Source organism: Sphingomonas sp. SFZ2018-12, assembly GCF_022496715.1.
Lineage (GTDB): Bacteria > Pseudomonadota > Alphaproteobacteria > Sphingomonadales > Sphingomonadaceae > Sphingomonas.
This window is the reverse complement of sequence record NZ_WTFM01000003.1, coordinates 1-19,717: the sequence shown is the minus strand read 5'-3', so window position 1 is coordinate 19,717 and position 19,717 is coordinate 1. Positions and strand designations below refer to the sequence as shown.

Annotated in this window: 19 protein-coding genes; 10 read left to right on the top strand and 9 right to left on the bottom strand. The window is 68.1% G+C overall.

What is annotated here, in order from left to right; translation table 11 throughout:
- Nucleotides 1-6 precede the first annotated feature (6 nt).
- The 4 genes from GO308_RS13395 to guaA all read left to right on the top strand — a co-directional run bounded on the left by GO308_RS13395 (nt 7) and on the right by guaA (nt 3,664).
- Entirely contained in the window at nt 7-912 is a 906-nt protein-coding gene (locus GO308_RS13395; protein ID WP_240885838.1) for a LysR family transcriptional regulator, read from the top strand.
- 66 nt (nt 913-978) lie between these two features.
- Complete coding sequence (locus tag GO308_RS13390) at nt 979-1,590, top strand: hypothetical protein (protein WP_240885836.1); 612 nt, start codon at nt 979-981, stop codon at nt 1,588-1,590.
- Between the two features lie 53 nt (nt 1,591-1,643).
- Nucleotides 1,644-2,057 (top strand): hypothetical protein, encoded by a 414-nt coding sequence (locus GO308_RS13385; protein ID WP_240885835.1) that lies wholly within the window; start codon nt 1,644-1,646, stop codon nt 2,055-2,057.
- Nucleotides 2,058-2,107: 50 nt separating this feature from the next.
- The gene (guaA, locus tag GO308_RS13380) at nt 2,108-3,664 is read left to right on the top strand and encodes a glutamine-hydrolyzing GMP synthase (protein ID WP_066476856.1); all 1,557 of its coding nucleotides are present in this window, start codon (nt 2,108-2,110) and stop codon (nt 3,662-3,664) included.
- A gap of 49 nt (nt 3,665-3,713) precedes the next feature.
- Here guaA and GO308_RS13375 read toward each other — a convergent pair whose 3' ends face one another.
- Both GO308_RS13375 and GO308_RS13370 read right to left on the bottom strand, forming a co-directional pair.
- The gene (locus GO308_RS13375; protein WP_240885834.1) at nt 3,714-4,754 is read right to left on the bottom strand and encodes a VacJ family lipoprotein; all 1,041 of its coding nucleotides are present in this window, start codon (nt 4,752-4,754) and stop codon (nt 3,714-3,716) included.
- A complete protein-coding gene (locus tag GO308_RS13370) occupies nt 4,741-5,286 on the bottom strand; it encodes an ABC transporter substrate-binding protein (RefSeq protein WP_240885832.1) in 546 nt (181 codons plus the stop codon). Before GO308_RS13370 ends, GO308_RS13375 begins: the two co-directional genes overlap by 14 nt.
- Nucleotides 5,287-5,567: 281 nt before the next feature.
- Between GO308_RS13370 and ispH the strand changes: the two genes are divergently transcribed.
- Together ispH and hpnH are read left to right on the top strand one after the other, a co-directional pair.
- Complete coding sequence (gene ispH, locus GO308_RS13365; protein ID WP_066476859.1) at nt 5,568-6,527, top strand: 4-hydroxy-3-methylbut-2-enyl diphosphate reductase; 960 nt, start codon at nt 5,568-5,570, stop codon at nt 6,525-6,527.
- Between the two features lie 11 nt (nt 6,528-6,538).
- On the top strand, nt 6,539-7,684 hold the full coding sequence (gene hpnH, locus GO308_RS13360) for an adenosyl-hopene transferase HpnH (RefSeq protein ID WP_066476862.1): 1,146 nt from the start codon (nt 6,539-6,541) through the stop codon (nt 7,682-7,684).
- Between the two features lie 99 nt (nt 7,685-7,783).
- Here hpnH and GO308_RS13355 read toward each other — a convergent pair whose 3' ends face one another.
- The 7 genes from GO308_RS13355 to hpnA all read right to left on the bottom strand — a co-directional run bounded on the left by GO308_RS13355 (nt 7,784) and on the right by hpnA (nt 15,643).
- Nucleotides 7,784-8,485 (bottom strand): phosphorylase, encoded by a 702-nt coding sequence (locus GO308_RS13355; protein ID WP_240885831.1) that lies wholly within the window; start codon nt 8,483-8,485, stop codon nt 7,784-7,786.
- An 89-nt stretch (nt 8,486-8,574) separates the two neighbouring features.
- The gene (gene shc, locus GO308_RS13350) at nt 8,575-10,542 is read right to left on the bottom strand and encodes a squalene--hopene cyclase (RefSeq protein WP_240885945.1); all 1,968 of its coding nucleotides are present in this window, start codon (nt 10,540-10,542) and stop codon (nt 8,575-8,577) included.
- Between the two features lie 8 nt (nt 10,543-10,550).
- Nucleotides 10,551-11,801, bottom strand: a complete 1,251-nt coding sequence (hpnE, locus tag GO308_RS13345) for a hydroxysqualene dehydroxylase HpnE (RefSeq protein ID WP_240885830.1) — start codon at nt 11,799-11,801, stop codon at nt 10,551-10,553.
- Nucleotides 11,798-12,640 carry a presqualene diphosphate synthase HpnD gene (hpnD, locus tag GO308_RS13340; RefSeq protein WP_346769091.1) on the bottom strand — a complete coding sequence of 281 codons (843 nt, stop codon included), beginning with the start codon at nt 12,638-12,640 and terminating at the stop codon, nt 11,798-11,800. Before hpnD ends, hpnE begins: the two co-directional genes overlap by 4 nt.
- Entirely contained in the window at nt 12,637-13,506 is an 870-nt protein-coding gene (gene hpnC, locus GO308_RS13335; RefSeq protein ID WP_240885829.1) for a squalene synthase HpnC, read from the bottom strand. Before hpnC ends, hpnD begins: the two co-directional genes overlap by 4 nt.
- Nucleotides 13,503-14,648 carry a glycosyltransferase gene (locus GO308_RS13330; RefSeq protein ID WP_240885828.1) on the bottom strand — a complete coding sequence of 382 codons (1,146 nt, stop codon included), beginning with the start codon at nt 14,646-14,648 and terminating at the stop codon, nt 13,503-13,505. Before GO308_RS13330 ends, hpnC begins: the two co-directional genes overlap by 4 nt.
- Nucleotides 14,645-15,643, bottom strand: coding sequence for a hopanoid-associated sugar epimerase (hpnA, locus tag GO308_RS13325; RefSeq protein WP_066476873.1), 999 nt, complete (start codon nt 15,641-15,643; stop codon nt 14,645-14,647). Before hpnA ends, GO308_RS13330 begins: the two co-directional genes overlap by 4 nt.
- A 203-nt stretch (nt 15,644-15,846) precedes the next feature.
- Between hpnA and hpnI the strand changes: the two genes are divergently transcribed.
- From hpnI to GO308_RS18645, 4 genes are all read left to right on the top strand, one after another.
- Nucleotides 15,847-16,983, top strand: coding sequence for a bacteriohopanetetrol glucosamine biosynthesis glycosyltransferase HpnI (gene hpnI, locus GO308_RS13320; protein ID WP_276616583.1), 1,137 nt, complete (start codon nt 15,847-15,849; stop codon nt 16,981-16,983).
- On the top strand, nt 16,980-18,407 hold the full coding sequence (gene hpnJ, locus GO308_RS13315) for a hopanoid biosynthesis associated radical SAM protein HpnJ (RefSeq protein ID WP_197417149.1): 1,428 nt from the start codon (nt 16,980-16,982) through the stop codon (nt 18,405-18,407). Before hpnI ends, hpnJ begins: the two co-directional genes overlap by 4 nt.
- Nucleotides 18,408-18,432: 25 nt before the next feature.
- The gene (locus GO308_RS13310) at nt 18,433-19,416 is read left to right on the top strand and encodes a lysylphosphatidylglycerol synthase domain-containing protein (protein WP_066476878.1); all 984 of its coding nucleotides are present in this window, start codon (nt 18,433-18,435) and stop codon (nt 19,414-19,416) included.
- Nucleotides 19,417-19,581: 165 nt separating this feature from the next.
- Nucleotides 19,582-19,717 (top strand): 1-deoxy-D-xylulose-5-phosphate synthase N-terminal domain-containing protein (locus GO308_RS18645; RefSeq protein WP_276616587.1); only part of this gene is annotated, 136 nt, incomplete at its 3' end.

Here is a 19,717-nt window from a genome sequence, read left to right as displayed (position 1 = left end):
GGGTCGATGGATCTGGCGCGTGTCGACCTGAATCTGCTCGTTGCGTTTCATGCGCTTGCCGAAACGCGCAGCGTCAGCGCCGCTGCCGAACGCCTCGGCATACGTCAGCCCGCGATGAGCGCCACGCTGGCGCGGTTGAGGGCGCTGTTCGGCGACCGGCTGTTCGTGCGCAGCCATGGTGCGATGCAGCCGACACCGCTTGCGCAGCGGTTGATGATGCCTATCGCCGCTGTGCTCGATCAGCTTCGCGTAACGCTGGACGATGCCGTGGCATTCGATCCCGCCCACGCCAGTCAGCGTTTCCGCATCGCCAGTACCGATTATACGACGATGGTGCTGCTTCCCCGCGTCATGGCGCGGATCGCGGCGCTGAGCCCGGGATCGAGCGTGGAGATCATCGGCTATGACAAGCGCGACATCGAAGCCATGGTCGCGCGCGGCGATATCGACCTTGCGATCGGCACCTTTGCATCTCCACCGCCAGATGCCGTGCAGCAGCGGCTGCTCGCCGAACGGTTCGTCGGCGTCGCGCGGGCCGGGCATCCCGCCATCCGCGACGGCAAGATCAGCCTCGACGATTTCGTAAAGGCGCGGCACGTGCTGACGTCGGTTCGTGGCGACCGCCGCGGCGCGATCGATCGCGCGCTGGCCGATGCCGGCCTGCACCGCACGATCGCCCTGGTCGTGCCCCACATGCTGGCGCTACCCCCGGTGATCGCCGGCACCGACCTGATCGGGGCGCTGCCGTCGCGCATGGCTGATCGGGCGACGGCGTGGGGGCTTCAGTGCTTTGACCTGCCCGTCGGCGTGCCGGCATGGCATATCGAAATGCTGTGGAATCCGATGGCTCGATCGGATTCCGCAACCGCCTGGCTCCGCGCGCAATTTATGTGGGCGGCCAACGCGCTGTGAGGCGGTTCATCTGCGCGACAGCGCGGATCGGGCATGGGAGTGTCCTGACGAGTGGGAGGCGCGCGAATGAACAGCTTGCGGATCATGGGTGCGGCGTTGGCGACGACGGCGATGCTGGCGACGGCGATCCCGGCGGACGCGCGCGACTGGGGGCGGGGGCGCTGGCATCATCGCGGCGACCGGATCGACGGGGGCGACGTGCTGCTGGGCGCGGTCATCGCGGGTGGCCTGATCGCCGCCATTTCGGCAGCGAGCCGCGCGGACCGTGAGCGCCGCAATATCCCGCGGGACACGATCGATCCGCCGTTGCCGCCGCCCGCCGACTGGGATCGCAGTTCGCGCGATCCTCGGGCGGACGACGATTTCGCCGACCTGGCTGGGGATGCAACCGGTAACGAGGACACCGCACCGCCCGCGACCTACACCGAGGACGCCGCCGTCGACAGCTGCGCGGTCGCGGCGGAGGACGAGGGCCGACGCCTCGCGCCGCTCGCACGCGTGCAGGACATCACCGATGTCGACGCCCGCCGCGACGGCAGCTGGTACGTCCAGGGCACGATCGAACTGCGCGACGGCTATCGCGACGCGGATCGGCAGGAACAGCGTTTCCGCTGCACGATCGTGACCGGCGAATATCCGCGCGTGGTGATCGAGGGCTTCGACGTCGCCGCGCGCTGATCTAAGGTCGACGCGATGATCGGGTAGACGACCCGCCCCACGGAGTCGCGTTGATGTTGAGCCTGTTTTTCCTGGTAGCGGTGCAGACGGTCACGATTCGTGGCGATTATCATGGCATCACGACGCATGAGCCCGAAATACCCTGGCTAATGCGGTCGGAGACAGCGCGCTGCGCAGCCGGGATCGCCGAGATCAAATATGAATCGACCCGTGACTTGCAAGGGACGCGCGTGACGTCGCTCAGATGGAATGACGTCCCGCTGCCCGCGGAGCGGCTCCGCTGGCTGAACCAGTTCATGGAAGTGCAGCGCGCGCGCGACATTCGCTTCGGCTATTGCTTCATCAAGCCGACAGACGATTTGGACGGCGTGGCGATTGAGGTGACCGCCCATCCCGTGCGGTCACAGCAGCCCGGTGCCCGGCGATACTTCAACTTCGGGGCGGACGGCATTTCCCAGTCTCGCTGATCCGCCTGCGCCCTTTCCACACGCCCGCGACCCGGTTATCGGGTCGCGGCATGGAAACTCCCCAGCAATCGATCCTGATCGTCGATTTCGGCAGCCAGGTGACGCAGTTGATCGCACGCCGCGTCCGCGAGGCCGGCGTCTATAGCGAGATCGCACCGTTCAACGCCGCGGAAGCCGCCTTTGCGCGGATGAAGCCCGCCGGCATCATCCTGTCGGGCAGCCCGGCATCGGTGCTGGACGAGGGCAGCCCGCGCGCCCCCCAGGCGATCTTTGACAGCGGCCTGCCGGTGCTGGGCATCTGCTACGGCCAGCAGACGATGATGCATCAGCTGGGCGGCGAGGTGCGGCTGGGCGATTCGGGCGAGTTCGGTCGCGCCTTCATCACCATCGACGATCGCTGCGCGCTGTTCGACGGCATGTGGGCGGAAGGCGAGACGCACCAGGTGTGGATGAGCCACGGCGACAAGGTTACTGCGCTCGCCCCCGGGTTCCGCGCCGTCGCGTCCAGCCCCGGCGCGCCCTTTGCCGTGATCGCCGACGATGCGCGGCGCTATTATGCGATGCAATTCCACCCGGAGGTGGTTCATACGCCCGACGGCGCGCGGCTGATCGCCAATTTCGCCCGCCATGTCTGCGGCCTCAAGGGCGACTGGACGATGGCCGAGTTCCGCGCCGCCAAGATCGCCGAAATCCGCGCGCAGGTCGGCAAGGGCCGGGTGATCTGCGGCCTGTCGGGCGGGGTCGACTCGGCGGTCGCCGCGGTGCTGATCCATGAGGCGATCGGCGAGCAGCTGACCTGCGTGTTCGTGGACCATGGCCTGATGCGCGCGGGCGAGGCGGATCAGGTCGTCAGCCTGTTCCGCGGCCATTACAACATCCCGCTCGTCCATGTGAATGCGGAGACGTTGTTCCTCAATGGCCTGGCCGGCGTCACCGACCCGGAGGCCAAGCGCAAGTTCATCGGCAAGACGTTTATCGACGTGTTCGAGGACGAGGCGCGCAAGATCGGCGGGGCGGAGTTCCTGGCGCAGGGCACGCTCTATCCCGATGTGATCGAGAGCGTTTCCTTCACGGGCGGCCCGTCGGTGACGATCAAGAGCCACCACAATGTCGGTGGCCTGCCCGAACGCATGAACATGAAGCTGGTCGAGCCGCTGCGCGAGCTGTTCAAGGACGAGGTCCGCGCGCTGGGTCGCGAGCTGGGGCTGCCCGACATCTTCGTCGGGCGGCACCCGTTTCCGGGGCCCGGCCTGGCCATCCGCATCCCCGGCGAAGTCACCAAGGCGCGCTGCGACATCCTGCGCAAGGCGGATGCGATCTATCTGGAGGAAATCCGCAATGCCGGGCTGTACGATGCGATCTGGCAGGCGTTCGCGGTGCTGCTGCCGGTGCGCAGCGTCGGCGTGATGGGCGACGGGCGCACGTACGACAATGTGCTGGCGCTGCGTGCCGTGACTAGCACCGACGGGATGACGGCGGAGGCTTTCAGCTTTCCCGGCGACTTCCTGCCCCGCGTCGCGACGCGCATCATCAACGAAGTTCGCGGCATCAACCGCGTCACCTACGACTATACGAGCAAGCCGCCCGGCACGATCGAGTGGGAGTGAGGCCGCCCCGCTCGGCCCGCCAGCATAATCCGCGCCGATCCGGGCGGCATCACGCCGCCATCCCCATCGGCTCCGCGATCGCACCGGCCGCCGGGTCGGGCAGCGTCTCCGGCGCCGCGTCGGGCGTTGCCCCCTCTGCGGGCGCGGGCGAACAGCTGCCTGCATCGGCGCACGCGGCCGAATCGGTCTGCTCCGGCACCTCGGGGGCGGCGCCGGCGGTCGGGTCGGGCGGGGACTCCGCCGGATCGAGCAGCGGATCGTCGAGGGCTTCCGTTCCGTCGCTGCTGCCGCGAAGCTCGGCGATCGCGGCGGCTCGGCTCTGCAGATAGACCGAGCGAAGGGTGGCATAGGGGTCGGCGGCGCCCGACAACAGCGCCTTCAAGTCGTCCTCGGCCTCGGCCCGCCGGTCCAGGGTCGACACGACCCCGCGACTGAGCTGGTAATCGAGCCGGTCGAACGGAAATCCGACGCCGACCGGCAGCACCAGTCCGTCGAGCTGCCCGCCCAGCAGGTCGCGCAGCGTCGTCGGGCCGACCAGCGGCAGGTAGAGGAACGGGCCGGGGCCGACGCCGTAGCGCCCGAGCGTGTTGCCGAAGCCATTGGCGCGATAGGGCAGGTCGGCGGTCTTCGCGACGTCGATCGCGCCGGCCACACCGACGGTCGAATTGATGACGAAACGGCCGAGCGTTCGCACCGCGCGCTTCGGCTTGATCTGCAGCACGTCGTTGACGAAGACCACCGGCTCGGTGAGGTTGCGGATGATGTTGCGCAGCCCCGACCGGATGACGCGCGGGACGACGCGTTTGTAGAAGCGCGCAACCGGGCCGAAGAAGCCCCGATCGATGCCGCTTTGCGCACGGAAGAAGCGGCGGTTCGTCGCCTCGACCGGGTCACCCGGGGTGCGTGGTGGTCGCGGCGCCGCCGCATCGCCCGACAGTGCCGCGGGTGCCGCCGTACCCGCCGGCTCGATCGCGGGCCGATTGGCGCATCCCGGCATACCCAACGCCAGCGTCGTCAGCGCCAGCCAGATCGCGGCGTCGCGGATCAGGCTGCGGCCGGTCGCGATGCGGCGTCGTTCAGCGCGCGGCATTGGCAGTGGCTCGATCGAGGTGACGGACCAGCGCGGGCGCGCCGCCGCTTGCCAGGATGCGCGCGTAATCCGCGCGGCGCGTCGCGAGCTGGCTGATCGAGCCGTTGAACAGGACGTCGATGATCCGCCACGTCCCGCCCGTCTGGCGCAGGCGATAGGCGAGCACGACCGGATCGCCGTCGCGCCGCGTCAATGTCGTTCGAACCAGCGCATCGGCACCCCGTGTGGTGACGCGCGGATCGACGCGGATCGCCTCGCCGTTCCAGCGCGCGAAGTTGCGGGCATATTCGGCGATCGTCATGCGCCGGATCGCATCGGTCAGCGCCGCCTGGTCCGCCGCGGACATCTTGGTCCAGCTCGGGCCGATCGACAGGCGGGTGGCAAGGGCGAGGTCGAAACTGCGTTCGATCACGGGCTTCAGCCGCGCCGACCGGCCGGCAAAACCGAGCGTCGGCCCCTCGCGCATCGTCGCGATCAGGGTGTCGCTCAGCGTCTGCACCGTCGCTGCCGCATCGGTCTGGGCCGCGACCATGGTCGGAGATATCAAAGTCAAAGCGACGATCGTTGTCGAAAAAACAGCAAGTTTCATTTTCTTGCTCCAATGAATAGCCTGTCCGGTAAGCCTGTCACGTCGTTCGACTACCGCTATTGATGACATGGATAGATTGGTTCTACAATTTTTACGACGGCTCTAGTCTGCGATTGCAATATTTTGTTCATTGTTTTGAAAAACGGGCAAAGTGGCGCGTCGGAGCAATGGGTTTCGGATGCGACGGCGCGGAGATCATCTCCGCGCGGGGAATGAGGTGAGCAATGGCGATACAGGTCATCCTCGCGCAACCGCGTGGATTCTGCGCGGGGGTGGTGCGGGCGATCGAGATCGTCGGGCGCGCGATCGAACGTTACGGCGCGCCGGTCTATGTCCGCCATGAAATCGTGCACAACCGGCACGTCGTCGACACGCTGAAGGCCAAGGGCGCGGTGTTCGTCGATGAACTGGACGAGATTCCGGACGGCGGCCGCACCATCTTCAGCGCCCATGGCGTCGCGCGCGAGGTGGAGGCGGTGGCCGCGTCACGCCGGCTGCCGGTCCTCGACGCGACCTGCCCGCTGGTGACCAAGGTCCATCTGCAGGGGCGGCGCTATGCGGCGGCGGGACGGACCATCGTGCTGATCGGGCACGAGGGCCATGCCGAAGTGGAGGGAACGATCGGCCAGATCGACGCGCCCGTGCATCTGGTCGGCACCTGTGCCGATATCGAGAAGCTCGACCTGCCCGACGACGAACCGATCGCGTACATCACCCAAACGACGCTCAGCGTCGACGACACCCGCGATGTCATCGCCGCGCTCGAGCGGCGCTTCTCCGACGTGGTCGGCCCCAATGTCTCCGACATCTGCTATGCCACGCAGAGCCGGCAGACGGCGGTGCGCGACCTGTGCCGCGTCGCCGACGTACTGCTGGTCGTCGGATCGCCGAACAGCTCCAATTCCAATCGCCTGCGCGAGATCGGCGTCGATCTCGGCTTGCCCAGCTATCTGGTCGCCGACGGCAGCGCGCTTGATCCCGCCTGGTTCGACGGGGTCGAACGCATCGGCTTGACGGCAGGTGCGTCTGCCCCCGATACGCTGGTCGAGGATGTCATCACGGCGTTGCGGCGGATTGCGCCGATCGAGGTCTCGACGCTCGACGGCATCGTCGAGACGGTGGAATTCAGTCTGCCGCCCGAGTTGCGCCACGTGGTGCAGGCCAACTCGATCGCCGCCGAATAGGGCTGGAAAAAATGGGTCTGCCGCTTCCGCTCCTCGCCCGCATCGGCGGCTATACGCTCCGGCGGCATCTGGCCGGGGGCAAATATCCACTCGTGCTGATGCTCGAGCCGCTGCTGCGCTGCAATCTCGCCTGCCCGGGCTGTGGCAAGATCGATTATCCCGACGCGATCCTCAACCAGCGGCTGAGCTATGACCAATGCATGCAGGCGATCGACGAATGCGGCGCGCCCGCCGTGTCGATCGCGGGGGGCGAGCCGCTGCTCCACCGCGACATGCCGCGCATCGTCGAAGGTTATGTGCGCCGGAAGAAGTTCGTGATCCTGTGCACCAACGCGCTGCTGCTCAAGAAGAAGATCGACGATTACCGGCCGTCGACCTTTTTCACCTGGTCGATCCATCTCGATGGCGACAAGGGCATGCACGACCACGCGGTCGATCAGGACGGCACCTATGAAGTCGCGATTGAGGCGATCGAGATGGCAAAGGCGCGCGGTTTTCGCGTCCAGGTCAACTGCACCGTGTTCGACGGCGCAGACCCCGACCGGCTGGCGGCGTTCTTCGACGAAATGGCGGCGCGCGATGTCGAGATCACCATCTCGCCCGGCTATTCCTATGAGCGTGCCGCCGATCAGGCGCATTTCCTGACGCGCGAACGCACCAAGAATTTCTTCCGCGACGTGTTCCGCCGGGGCGATGGCGGGCGCAAATGGGCGTTCACCAACTCGCCCCTGTTCCTCGATTTCCTCGCGGGCAACCAGACCTATGAATGCACGCCCTGGTCGATGCCGTTGCGCACCGTGTTCGGCTGGCAAAAACCCTGCTATCTGGTCGGCGAGGGCTATGTCGACAGCTTTGCCGAGCTGATGGAGGGCACCGACTGGGACCAGTATGGCGTCGGCAAATACGCGAAATGCTCGAACTGCATGGTCCATTGCGGGTTCGAGGGCACGGCGGCGACCGATGCGATCCGCCACCCGCTCAAGATGCTCAAGGTCGGGCGCAAGGGCGTGCGCACCGAAGGTCCGATGGCGCCCGATATCGACCTGTCCAACGCAAGGCCGGCACAGGACGTCCATTCCAGCCATGTCGAGCGCGAGCTGGAGCGGATCAAGGCGGCGGACCCCGAAGGTTACAAGCGGGTGCAGCGCGCAGCTTGAGGCAGAAGCCAGATTACCGTCATTGCGAGCGCAGCGAAGCAATCCAGCGGTACCATTTGCGGCTCGGCTGGATTGCTTCGCTGCGCTCGCAATGACCGCTCAGTTCTGTTGGGTTAAGCGCAGGGCCTGACTTAGCTGCGCCAGCGATGTGAACGCCGCCTCGGCGCTCCGCCCGGTCCGGATCAGCGCCGGCAGTTGCCCCGGTCGCCGTGCGAGCGACGCCAGCACCTTGCCCAGCGCCATCGATCCATCGGGGTTCATCCCGACCAGCGCGGCGGGGGGCAGGGTTTCGTGCGCCGTGTCGGATATGGCGCGGATGGCGAGGAAGGGCAGGCCGTACCGCGCCGCCACCCGCGCGGCGACGTGCGATTCCATGTCGACCGCGAGCGCACCCGTGGCGGCGTAAAGCGCGGCCTTTTCGGCGGCGGTGGCGGCGATGCGATCCTGGCCGATGATCGTGCCTTGGCGAGCGTTGGGCAGGGCCGCTTTGAGTCGGTGCTTCCATGATCCGTTCGCCCCGAGCGCAGTCGAGGGGCGTGTTCCGGGCGCGGCGCTTCTGGCACGTCCCTCGACTTCGCTCGGCACGAACGGGGTTGGAAGGTGGATCACGATATCGCCCGCCATGAGCGCCGGATCGAGCGCGCCGGCGATGCCGCTCGACACCACCATCGTGGCGCCCGGCGTTTGTGCCTCGAGCATCGCCTCCAGCCGCGCCGCATCGCCGCCGCCGGGGACGGTGATGACCCCGGGCCGGCCAAGGATCTTGGCTTCCCGCTGCAACCCGCAGGCAATCAGGATCACGGCCTGCCCCTCATGCCCCGGCCGTCACCCCGGAACCAGCCCGGGATCACGGTGAAAACGAGTCGGGGAAAGCGCGAAGATCGGCCCGCTCACATTCCCCATGCGACGATCTTCTGGTTCGACCGCTTCAGATTCCGATACCGCGCGACTGCCCAGAGCGGGAAGTATTTCGGGTAGCCGTGATAGCGCAGGTAAAACACGCGCGGAAAGCCGCCGCCGGTATGCTGTTCCTGCCCCCACAGCCCGTCCGCTTCCTGGTTGGCGACCAGCCATTCGACCCCGCGCGCGACCGCGGGATGTTCGACCAACCCCGCGGCCATGAGCGCGAGCAGCGCCCAGGCGGTCTGCGATGCGGTCGACGGTGCCGGAGTGTAGCCGGCATAGTCGAGCGCATAGCTGTCGCAATCCTCGCCCCAGCCGCCGTCGGCATTCTGGATCGCCACCAGCCAGTCGGCGGCACGGCGCATGCCCGGATGATCACCGCCGCGCCCGGCTGCGTTTAGTGCGCACATCACCGACCAGGTGCCGTAGATGTAATTGACCCCCCAGCGCCCGAACCATGATCCATCCGCCATCTGTTCGGCGTCGAGGAAACCGAGCGCAGCCTTCATTCGCGGGCTGTCGGTTTCGCCGAGCTGCGCCATCATCGACACGCAGCGCGCGGTCACGTCGCTGGTCGGCGGATCGAGCAGCGCGCCGTGATCGGCAAAGGGGATGTTGTTGAGATAGTCATGGGTGTTGTCGGCATCGAACGCGCCAAATCCGCCATTTTTCGATTGCAGCCCGACCGTCCATTCATTGCCGCGATCGATCGCCTCATCGTAACCCCCGGCACCGACACCGGCAGGTGCCAGCTTATCGCGCGCGCGATCCATCGCCATCACCACGACGGCGGTGTCGTCGAGATCGGGGTAATGCGCGTTGTTGTACTGAAACGCCCAGCCGCCGGGGCGAATGCCGGGTTTCACCTCTGCCCAGTCGCCGCGCACGTCGGTGACCTGAAGCGGTTTCAGCCACGCGAGTGCGGCCCTCGCGCGCGCCTCATTCGCTTCGCCACCGGCCTCCAGCATCGCGTGCGCAGCGAGCGCGGTGTCCCAGACCGGCGAGACGCAGGGCTGGCAATAGGCCTCGTCGGCCTTCACCACGAGCAGCCTCTCCACGGACCTGCGCGCGATCGCCCGGTGCGGATGATCTTCGGGATAGCCCAGGCAATCGAACATCATCACGCTGTTCGCCATCGCCGGATAGATCGCGCCCAGGCCATCCTCGCCATTGAGCCGTTCGACGACGAAATCGACGCAGGCCTGCATCGCCTTCGCCCTTAATCCCCGGGGCCACAGCGGCTCGACCCGCTTGAGCACGATGTCGAGTCCGCCGAAAAGTATCTGCCAGGATCGTTTCGCGCCCGCCGCCTGGCTTTTCAGCGGCGCTGCCCTTTGGGTGTAGAGTTCATCGACCTTCACCCCCGACGGGTTCTTCGCCACCGGCTGCTTTGCGGCGAGCACGAGCAGCGGCACGATGACCGTACGCGCCCAATAGCTCATTTTCGACAGATGCACCGGGCACCAGCGCGGCAGCAGGATCAGCTCGACCGGCATCGTCGGCACCACCGACCAGCTGCCCGCGCCGAACAGCGCCAGCTGGATGCGCGTGAAGACATTCACCGCCGCCGCGCCGCCCGCCGCGTGGATCGCCGCGCGTGCGCGCGCCATGTGCGGCGCCTGTGGATCGTCGCCGATCATCTTGAGCGCGTAATAAGCCTTCACGCTGGCGGAGGTGTCGAACGCCCCGCCGTGGAACAGCGGCCAGCCATGATGTTCCGCCGACTGGATGCGGCGGAGATAATGGCCGATCTTGCCCTCGAGCACCGGATCGCGCGGTTCGCCCAGATAATGTTTGAGCAGAACGAATTCCGCCGGGATGGTTGCGTCCGCCTCCAGCTCGAATACCCAGTGGCCGTCGTCGCGCTGCGCGCGCGCAAGTGCGTCGGCCGCGCGATCGACGCTGCGGTCGATGGCGTCGTCATCGGTGGGCGTGGCGGCCCGGTTACCCGTCATCATGTGCATCAGCTGCGCGCCATGACGTGTGCGGCGGCCGCCTCGCCCGACCGCAAGGCCCCCTCGATCGTCGCAGGCAGTCCGGTACGGGTCCAGTCGCCCGCCAGCGCGAGGTTGCGCCAGCGCGTCGCGGTACCCGGCCGCCGGGCATCCTGATCGGGGGTCGCGGCAAAGGTGGCGCGCTTTTCCTTGACGATCTGCCATGGCGGCATCGGCGCGTCGATCGCCAGCGCGGCGCAGATATCCGCCCAGAAGCGCGCCGCCAGTGTCGCGCGATCCGGATCGAGCAGGCGGTTGGCATCGCTGACCGTGACCGACAGGCGATCGCCAAAGGCGAACAGCCATTCCGCCGTTCCACCGATCAGTCCCAGCATCGCCGGTGCTCCCGGGGGCGGTGCCATCGCGAAGTGGCCGTTGACGATCGCGCGGAACTGGTCGGGGGCGGACAGGCCGGGCAACAGGTCGGTCGCCACGCCTGCGGGCACTGCCACGACCACCTGATCCGCCGGGCCCAGCCCGACCGGGCCGTCGGCGAAGTCGAGCGCGCTCGCCCGATCGTCGGTCATCGCGATGCCGTGCAGCCGTGCGTTGAAGCGCACGCGCACTCCCCGCCGGTTGAGCGTCGCAAGCGCGGGATCGACGAAGGTTGCGGCAAGGGTGGTCGCGGCGATCCGCGGCTGGCTGGCGCGGCCGCCGCGCGCAAGCGATTCGCGGAGCACGGCCGCCGCGAGGGGTGCGGAAGCTTCCGCGACCGAGGTGTTGAGCGCGGCCACCAGCACCGGATCGATCAGGTGCGACCACAGCCGCCCTTGCGGACGGACCCGCGCCGCGATCACGTCGCCGTCATTGCCGACGAACAGCCGGGCGAGGCCCAGATAGTCGCGTGCGCGCGTGCCCGGCACCCGCCGTGCGGGGTCGAGGATCCACCAGGGCAGCGCGCCCTCATTGGCGGTCACCGTCCAGCGTTCCCCCGACCCGACGTCGTAGAAGTCGTAGGACGCCGCCGCCGGCCCGGTCAGCGTGTCGGCGGCGCCGGTGGCGCAAAGGTAGCGCATCACTGCGCGGTTGCCCGACAGGACGAGGTGATTGCCATTGTCGATCACCCGGTCGAGCAGCGGGTCGTGATAGGACCGGCATCGCCCGCCGGCGTGCGCTGCGCTTTCGTGCACGACGACCTGTCGGCCGTGCGCGCTGATCGCCACCGCCGCACCCAGCCCCGCCAAGCCCGCGCCGATGATGTGCACGACGCCTTCGCTCATCGGAAGACGAGCAGCCTGAGTACCGTTGCGATCAGCCACAGCTTGTTGGTGCGCGGCCGGCGACGCGGCGGAGCCCAGCCGGTTTCCTCCATCCGCCGCAGCAGCCGGGCGTAGGCGATGTCCATCAGCCTGGGCGCGATCAGGTGGCCGCGCGGCTTCGTCGTCAGGATGGCATGGGCGGCGGCGAAATGGCGTCGCGCCTCGGTCGCGACCAACCGTGCGGCAGGGTCGATCCCCGGCGCGGCGGCGACCTGGGCAGGGGTGGTCGGGATAATCCCCGCCGCCGCCAGCGCTTCGCGCGGGAGGTAGACGCGGCCGATCGCGGCATCCTCGTCGATGTCGCGCAGGATGTTGGTCAGTTGCAGCGCGCGGCCCAGATGGTGGGCCAGCATCTGGCCGGGCTCTGCGTCCATCCCGAACGTGCGCACCGAAAGCCGCCCGACCGCGGAGGCGACCCGGTCGCAATAGAGGTCGAGCGTCGCCGCATCGGGCCAGCGGATGTCGGCGTCCACGTCCATCATCATCCCGTCGATGATCGCGTGAAAATCGGCGCGATCAAGCTGGAAACGCACCACCGCCGCGGTGAGCAGTGCGGCGCGTCCGGGCGGCCCCCCGGCATAAAGCGCATCGATGTCGCGTCGCCAAGCCTGCAGCTCGGCAGCGCGCGCAGCCCGGTCGCGGCCCTGATCGTCGGCAATGTCGTCGACCGCGCGGCAAAAGGCGTAGATAGCGTACATCGCCTCGCGCCGCGCCTTCGGCAACACGCGCATCCCCGCATAAAAGGAACTGCGCGCCGCCTGCGCCGCCGGCACCGCGTCGATCGGGGCGATCGCGTTCACCGGCCCAGCACCAGATGGCGGCCGGCGGCGAACAACGCGATCCGCGCCGCGGTCGACTTGCGGTGGTGGACGCGCTGCGCCAGTGGGTCGCGGGTGGACAGAAGGCGGACGAGATCGCGGGCGAGCGCGAGCATCGCGGCGACCTCCGCACCGAGCCGCCGGTCGCGGATCGCGCCCGCAAATCCCGATGCCTGGTCGAGCAGCACATCGCAGCGCCGCGCCAGCGCGACGATCACCGCGCGCAGGGCCGGTGACGCCGTCGGCGCGTCGAGATCCTCGATCCGCGCGCCATGCGCCGCCATCAAGTCGTCGGGCAGGTAGACACGGTCGAGCGCGGCACGGTCGCGCCCGCAATCCTGCAGATGGTTGATGACCTGAAGCGCGGCACACAGCGCGTCGGACTGCGGCCACAAGGTCCGTGCTTCGCCATGCACGTCGAGCATGAACCGCCCGACCGGCATCGCCGACAGCCGGCAATAATCGATCAGGGCGTCCCAGTCGCGGGTGCGCGGCGTGACGCAATCGCGTTCGAATGCGCGCAGCAGGTCGTGCGCATGGTCGAGCGGCACGCCGGTCCCGGCCAATCCGCGGCGCAGCACGAGCGCGGCAGGATCGGCGTCGCTGCGCCCGTCCAGCGTCGCGTGCATGGTCGCGAGCAGAGCGAGCTTTTCCTGCGCAGTCGCGTCCGGATGATCCGCCACGTCGTCGGCGGCGCGCGCAAAGCGATAGAACGCCATCACCGGTGCGCGCACCGCGGGGCGCAGGATCAGCGACGCCACCGGGAAATTCTCGTCGCGATGCCCCTTGCCCGACGCCAGATCGTGCGACGCCAGCATAGCCGGTTCGTGGCCCTGCGCGCCGATCATGGCATCACCGCCTGATGGCGGCCCTTCCACGCGCCGCCGCGACCGCGCGTGAACTGCCAGGCCGAATACAGCGTCGCGCCGGTGTAGAAGGCGGCGATCCCCGGCAAGGCAAGCCCCCAGAGCGGCGAGCAGCGATAGAAGCGCAGCATCGGCAGCAGCGCCAGCGCCATCAGCGTCCAGGCGGCCAGCCCGGCTGCCTGGGCCCATCCCGTTGCGAACAGCGCGAGCGCAGGCGGGGCGACATAGACGATCGCCATGCCGACGACGGTGCCGGCCAGCCACAACGGGCGATAGCCGAGCTGGGCATAGGCCGATCGCGCGATCATCGCCCCGATGTCGCCGAACCCCGGATAGGGGCGGATGCTGCGCGCGCGATCGGTCAGCCCGAGCCAGATCGGTCCCTGGCGCTTCATCAGCGCACCCAGCGCGCAGTCGTCGATCAGCGCGCTGCGGATCGCCGCGATCCCGCCCGCACGCGCCAGCGCGGCACGGTCGACCAGCATGCACCCGCCCGCCGCCCCCGCCACGCGCCGTCGGGGATCGGACACCGCCGCGAACGGATAGAGCAGCTGAAAGAAGAAGACGAAGGCCGGGACCAGCATTCGCTCTGCCAGGCTTTCGCAGCGCAGCCGCGCCATCAGCGAGACGAGCACCCGGCCGTCCTGATGCGCGCGCGCGACCAGACTTGCCAGCGTATCGGGCGCATGGACGATATCGGCATCGGTGAACCAGATGAAGTCGCTGGGTTCATGCGTCGCGGAATGCGCGACGCCCTGCGCCATCGCCGCCAGCTTGCCGGTCCAGCCATTGGCCAGCGGTGCCGCGGTCATCACCGCCAGGCGCGGCGATCCCGCCGCCGCCCGCCGTGCAAGCAGTGCCGTGCCGTCGCTGCTCCCGTCATCGACGACCAGAATGTCGAAGCGCCCGGCATAGCGTTGCGCCACCAGGCTGGCGACCGCTGCGCCGATGCACTCCGCCTCGTCGCGCGCCGGCACGATCGCGGTGACGCTGGGCAGTGTGTCGGGCAGGGGCGGCAAGACGCGGTCGGTTGCCCGCGCCAGCCAGAAGCCGTCGCGTCCGAGCAGCATCGCCAGCCAGATCGCCAGCGCGACGGCTCCCAGAAGGTTCGGCGCGATTGTCATGCGATCATCCCCGCGCCGCGAAACCAGGCGACCGCGTCCTCGATGCCGCGCGCATAGGGCCGCGCGCGATAGCCCAGTTCGGTTTCCGCCTTGGTCGACCGGAAATACATCCTGTCGCCCGCCATTCGCAGCGAATCGCGGGTCAGCATTGGTTCGCGTCCGGTCATCCGGGCCGCGATCTCGCTGGCCACTGCGACGGGATAGAGCGGCGCGCGCGGTAGCGCGACGCTGGGCGGCTTGCGCCCGACCGCGGCGGCGATGGTGGCGAGCAGCGCTTTCAGGCTGACATTCTGGCCGCCCAGAATGTATCGCTCGCCGATCCGGCCATGATCGAATGCGGCTAGATGCCCCGCCGCGACATCGTCGACATGGACCAGGTTCAGCCCGCTGTCGACATAGGCGGGCATCCGGCCCGACGCAGCCGCGACGATGATCCGGCCGGTGGGCGTCGGGCGGACGTCGCGCGGTCCGACCGGGGTCGACGGGTTGACGATGACCGCCGGCAGCCCGTCGCGCGCCACCATCGCCTCGACCAGTCGTTCGGCCTCGACCTTTGAGCGTTTGTAGCTGCCGACGGCCTGATCGGCGGTCGCGGCGGCCTCCTCGTCGACCGGGGCGCCGTCGGCAGACGGCTTCAGCGTGGCGACGCTGCTGGTATAGACGATGCGGTCCACCGCATGCGCGCGCGCGGCCGCCATGACGTTGCGCGTGGTGGTCAGGTTGTTGCGGACGATCTCCCCCGGATCGGCGGCCCAGATGCGATAATCCGCGGCGACGTGGAACACGCCCTCCATCCCGGCCATCGCGGCATCGACCGCCGTGGCGTCGTTGAGGTCGCAGGCCACGATCTCGGCATCGAGTTCGGCGATGTTGGTCCGCGGGCTCGTCGTGCGAACGGCCAACCGCACGCGATCCCCCCGGGCGATCAACGCACGCGCCACCGCCGAACCGACGAAACCGGATGCGCCCGTGACAAGGATTTTTCGCGCCGTCATCGACCCCGATTCTTCCCGTCGCGGACCCCGATTCCATTCGTCGTGAACGACATGCGGACGCGCCGCCCGCGCTGTCGGCACGCGCGCCGCCTGCGCCTGCCGCAAGCGTGCTTTCCTGCTGCCGTCGCCGCCGAAGACTAGACTTCGCGACGGTGCAATGGCAACCGGTGGCGGGTCCGCACAGCCGATGAAAAGGGCGGAAATTGGGGCTTTTTATTGAAATCCTGCTGCTAATGCTCGCGGGTCTCGGGCTGGCCTACACGCTCGTGGCGGCGATGCTGGTGCGCGCCCCGCCCCCGCCCCGAGCGGGGGACGGTCAGGTCGGGATCAGCGTGCTGAAGCCGCTCCATGGTGCCGAGCCCGCCCTCGCCGAGAACCTGCGCACGCTGTTCGCCCAGACCCATGCCGGCGGCCTCCAGTTCGTGTTCGGCACCCGCGACGCGGATGATCCCGCGCTCGGCATCCTCGCCGATGTCCGGCGCGAATTTCCCGACGCCGACGTCGCGTTGGTCGTGGATCCGGCGCGCCACGGGGCCAACAACAAGCTGTCGAACCTGCTCAACATGGCTGGCCGGGTGCGCTATCCGCTGGTCGTCGTCAGCGACAGCGACGTGGCGACGCCGCCCGGGACGCTCGATGCGCTGGCGGCGACGCTCGCCGATCCCGCGGTCGGGATCGTCAGCTGCCTGCATCTCGGGCGCGGCGACAATGGCGGGTGGTCGCGGCTGGCGGCGATGGACATCAGTTATCGGTTCATGCCCAGCGTCATTCTGGGCCAGCGCGCCGGGCTCGCGCATCCCGTGCTCGGCCCGATGATGGCGCTGCGGGCCGACACGCTCGAACGGATCGGCGGCTTCGACCGGTTCAGGGACGTGCTGGCCGACGATTTCGAACTCGGTCGGGCGGTGCGGGCCCTGGGGCTCCGCGTCGCGCTCACCGGGCCCTTCGTTCTCCATGGGTGCAGCGAGGACAGCCTGGCCGCATTGGTCCGGCACGAACTGCGCTGGTCGCGCACGATCTTCACGATCGACCGGCCGGGTTTTGCGGGCAGCCTGATCACCCATGTCCTGCCCAATGCGCTGCTCGCCGCGACGGCGATGGGGTGGAGCGTGCCGGCGGCGGCGCTGGTCGTCGCCGCGCTGGCCGCCCGTTACCTGGTCAAATGGCGGATCGACCGTGTCGCCTGCTTTCGGGCGGCACCCGCCTGGTGGCTTCCCGCACGCGACCTGCTCTCATTTGCCGTGTTTCTTGCTACGTTTTTCACGCGCCGCGTTGATTGGCGCGGGTCACGCTTTAGGGTGACCCGCGACGGCAGGCTGATCCCGACGAGGTCCCGATGACGATGCGCGCGCTTTTCCTTCAGGCTCCGTCGTTTGACGGTTATGACGGCGGCGCGGGCGCCCGCTATCAGATGAAGCGGGAGGTGAAATCCTTCTGGTACCCGACCTGGCTGGCGCAGCCCGCCGCGCTGGTCGAGGGGTCGAAGCTGATCGACGCGCCGGCCCACGACCTGTCGTTCGAGGACATCGCGCCGGAGGCGATGCGCCGCGATCTCGTCGTGCTCCATACCTCGACGCCGTCGTTCCGCCAGGACGTGCGCGCGGCCGAAATGCTGAAGGCGCTCAATCCCGCGCTCAAGATCGGCATGATCGGATCGAAGGTCGCGGTCGAGGCGGAGGGCAGCCTGAAGGCCTCCGATGCGATCGACTTCGTGTGTCGCAACGAATTCGACTTCACGATCAAGGACATCGCCGACGGCATGGACTGGGACCGGGTCGACGGGATCAGCTATCGCGACCGCAACGGCGCGATCGTCCACAATCCCGACCGTGCCGTGCTGACCGATATGGATCAGCTGCCCTTCGTGACGCCGGTCTACAAGCGGGACCTGGTGATCGAGAAATATTATGGCGGCTATCTGAAGCACCCATATGTCAGCTTCTATACCGGGCGGGGGTGCAAATCGCGCTGCACCTTCTGCCTGTGGCCGCAGACGGTGGGCGGGCACAACTACCGCGTCCGTTCGATCGGCCATGTCATCGACGAGGTAAAGTACGTCCTCGGCGCCTTCCCGCAGATGAAGGAATTGTTCTTCGACGACGACACGCTGACCGACAATACCCAGCGCGTCGAGGCGCTTGCGGTCGAACTCGGCAAGCTCGGCGTCACCTGGTCGTGCAATGCCAAGGCGAACGTGCCGTACCGCACGTTGAAGATCATGCGCGACAACGGCCTGCGCTTGCTGCTCGTCGGCTTCGAAAGCGGCAACCAGCAGATCCTCCACAACATCAAAAAGGGGATGCGGGTCGAAGTCGCGCGTCAGTTCGCGAAAGACTGTCGCCAGCTCGGCATCGCCGTCCACGGCACCTTCATCCTGGGTCTGCCGGGCGAAACGCATGAGACGATCCGCGAGACCATGGCCTTTGCGCGCGAGGTCAATCCGCACACCATCCAGGTGTCGCTGGCCGCGCCCTATCCCGGCACCTTCCTGCATCGCCAGGCGACCGAGAATGGCTGGTTCGATTCGTCGGGCGATCTGCTCAACGACGACGGTAACCAGATCGCGCAGCTGAGCTACGATCACCTGTCGGCAGGCGAGATCTTCGACGCGGTCGAGGTCTTCTACAAGAGCTTCTATTTCCGCCCGAGCAAGATCGCCTCGATCGTGGGCGAAATGGTGCGCGACGGCGACATGATGAAGCGGCGGCTGCGTGAAGGAGTCGAATTCTTCCGCTTCCTGCGCGACCGCAAGGAAGCGGCCTGACCCGTCGCGGCCGGGCCGTTCCGACATGAGCCGGGCCAATTGGGCGCTGCTCGCCGCCGTTGGCGTGACCATGCTCGGCCTGGCGGTCACGCTGGCACTGATCGGCGCGGTCGGCGCGCGTGACGTGCTGGCGGTGCTGGCGCGGATCGGCGCCGTCCCTTTCCTCGTCTACGCCGCCTACACGCTGTTCATCCTCTCAGTGCTCGGCCTGGCGTGGCAGGTGCTGACCCCCGGCCTGCCCGTCGCCACCTTCGTCTGGGCGCGGACGCTGCGCGAGGCGGCGACCAACTTGCTGCCCTTTTCGCAATTCGGCGGGATCGTCGTCGGGCTGCGCGTCCTGGTGGCCGGGCGCGTGCCCCAGCCGGTCGCCTATGCGTCCCAGGTCGCGGACCAGACCGCCGAACTGGCCGCGCAGCTGGTCTACACGCTCTATGGCGTCGCCGCGCTGCTGCTCGTCCTCAACGGGGCGGGCGGCGGCGGCGACGTGCGCCGGCTCGCGCTGGTCGGGCTGGCGGCCAGCGTCGCGATCATCCTGGCGTTCGCGTTCGCGCAGCGGCCGATGCTCGCGCTGGCCGCACGGATCGGCGGCGCGATGCTGCCGGGATCGGCGGCGACCCTGATCGAGGTGCGCGCCCGGCTCGATGCGATCTATGCGCGGCGCGGGCGGCTGATCGCGTGCTTCCTGCTCCACCTTCTCGCCTGGGTGGCGAGCGGGGCGGGCGCGGCGATCGTCCTCGACTTTATCGGGATCGAGATCTCGCTGCATGCGGTGATCGTCATCGAAAGCCTGATCTTCACGCTGCGCACCGCCGCCTTCCTCATCCCCGGCGGGGTCGGGGTGCAGGAGGGGGCTTACGTCCTGATCGGCCCGCTGTTCGGCCTGCCGCCGGAGGCAGCACTCGCGCTGTCGCTTGCCAAGCGTGCCCGCGACCTGATCGTCGATGTCCCCGCGCTTCTTGTTTGGCAGCTGGGCGAGTTGCGCTCGGTCGCGGCACGTCGCGAGCGGTAGCGGCCCGACCCCGGGCGGGCGCTTGGTCGATTATTGTCAAAAAGCGATGACAAACCGCAAGTCCCGTGCGGTTGACATGGACTTGCCGGGCTCGGTTTCGGTAGCTTTCGGCATTCCGGCAGGCCGCGTCGCCGCCGGGTCAAGGACGAATGCGGAGAAGTCGTCATGCCGACCACGCCCGACACGCCGTTGCTGGATACGGTTGCCACGCCCGAGGATCTTCGCAGGCTGAAGCCTGGCCAGTTGCGCCAGTTGGCGGACGAGCTGCGATCGGAGGTGATTTCGGCGGTGGGGGTGACGG